This window comes from Protofrankia sp. CiP1_Cm_nod4, from assembly GCF_982290645.1.
This window is the reverse complement of the sequence record NZ_CEVIVC010000075.1, coordinates 21,782-23,573: the sequence shown is the minus strand read 5'-3', so window position 1 is coordinate 23,573 and position 1,792 is coordinate 21,782. Positions and strand designations below refer to the sequence as shown.

Genomic DNA, 1,792 nt, shown 5'->3' with positions numbered 1-1,792 from the left:
GGCGGGGATGTCCTCCGGTGCCCGGGCCGCTGAGGAGAACAGAACGACACAGGCCGGCGCGGGACGAAGAAGGAGCGGGACATGTCGAGCACGGAGAACAAGGAAATCATCCGTCGGGTGTTCGAGGAGATCGCCAGCAAGGGCGATTTCGACGTGGTCGACGAGATATATGCGGAGGACTATCTCGACCACGCCCCGTTCCCGGGCGCGCCGGCGGGACGGGACGGCGTCAGGCATTCGATCGGCGGGCTGCGCGCCGCGTTTCCTGACCTGCGCGTGACGGTCGAGGATATGAGCGCTCACGGGGACAAGGTGGCGGCGCACAACACCTGGGTGGGCACTCACACCGGCGAGGTGCTCGGAATTCCGCCCACCGGCAGGAGCGTGAGCTACGGCGGTGTGGTGGTGTTCCGGCTCAGGAACGGTCTGATCGTCGAGCACTGGGCGATCGACCTCGAGCTCGACCTGCTCAAGGAGCTCGGCATGAACCTGCGCTGGTCCCGGCCGAAGGCGTGAGCACGGATAATGATCATCGGCGTCCGGAGGCGCGCCGCTGGACGCGGAGGACAGCGGACGGCGGCCGCCTGGCCTGGGGAGCGGCATCGGGCGGGGAGAGCGGTCGCTGTCCGCCGTAGGAGACAACCGGCTGGTACAAGCCTGTCACCAGAAGTGATCAATCGTGTCCCGCGGCGGCGGCGGGCCCCGTCCGGCGGCAGCCGTCGCCCGCCTGCCGCCCCCGCCCGGCCTGGCCGTGCCTGTCTCCAGGCCGACGGGCGGGAGCCAGGCGGGGGATCGGACGGGGGATCAGGCGAGTGATCGGGCGGGGATAGTGTTTCCGTTGTGTTGGAATGGTGTTTGTTGTGTCCTGAGGCGAGGCCGGCTGGCATTCGCCGTACCGGCCCGTAGGTATGGATCCGCAACAGCCGATCCGTGTCAAGCGTTGGACAGCCTTTACTGTCAACTATTTATCAGTATTTAATGCCTCTCAGGGAAATGTTAGGGCTGGGGGGCGTGGAGTGGTGGAACTTCTTATGCTGGGCCCACTCGAGCTACGGGTGGCCGATATTAATGTAGATCTTGGGTCGGCGAAGCAGCGAACGGTGCTTGCCGTCCTGCTGGCGGATCTCGGGCGGCCGGTGCCGCAGGATCTTCTCATCGACCGGGTGTGGGGGGACGCGCCTCCGGCCGAGGTGCGGAATGCGCTGTACACGTATGTCACACGTTTGCGGCGGATACTCGCGTGTACCCGCCAGGCGGAGGGGGGGAAGGTCGAGCTGGTCCGGCAGCGGGGCGGCTATCTGATCGACGCCGACCCCGCCCTGCTCGATCTGAACCGGCACCGTTGTCTCGCGGAGCGGGCCCGGGCGGTGGCCGACAGCAGCCCGGAGCGGGCGTGCCACCTGTTCAGGCAGGCCGCGGACCTGTGGCGGGGCGAGCCACTGGCCGGCCTGCCGGGGGACTGGGCCGCGCGGGTGCGGGAGAGGCTGGTCCCGCAGCGGCTCGGCGTGCTCGCGGAAAGAGCCAATCTTGAGATAGGGCTGGGCCGCGCCGACCGGGTGATCGACGAGCTGCAGGAGGCGCTCACCGAGAACGAGCTGTTCGAGCCGCTGAGCTGCCAGCTCATCCGGGCGTTGTGGCACGCCGGCCGCAGCGCCGAGGCGCTGGAGTGCTATGCGCGGGTACGCCGGCGGATCGCCGACGAGTTCGGCGTCGAACCCGGAGCGCGGCTACGGCGGCTGCACGAAGCGATCCTGCAGGGCACCCTCGAGGCCACCGCGCCGGTCACGCCGGC

General features: G+C 68.6%; 2 protein-coding genes. Both read left to right on the top strand.

Translation table 11 applies throughout. The annotated features are described in order from the left end of the window. The first annotated feature begins 81 nt into the window (after positions 1-81). Positions 82-516 carry an ester cyclase gene (locus AC5LSR_RS15070; protein WP_250291903.1) on the top strand — a complete coding sequence of 145 codons (435 nt, stop codon included), beginning with the start codon at positions 82-84 and terminating at the stop codon, positions 514-516. 515 nt (positions 517-1,031) lie between these two features. Beyond that, positions 1,032-1,792, top strand: a 761-nt coding sequence (locus AC5LSR_RS15065) for an AfsR/SARP family transcriptional regulator (protein WP_493468596.1), incomplete at its 3' end; no start/stop codon positions are given.

Bases quoted from the DNA above. Each gene is read 5' to 3' on its own strand.
- AC5LSR_RS15070 (WP_250291903.1), top strand. From the start codon at position 82: ATGTCGAGCACGGAGAACAAGGAAATCATCCGTCGGGTGTTCGAGGAG.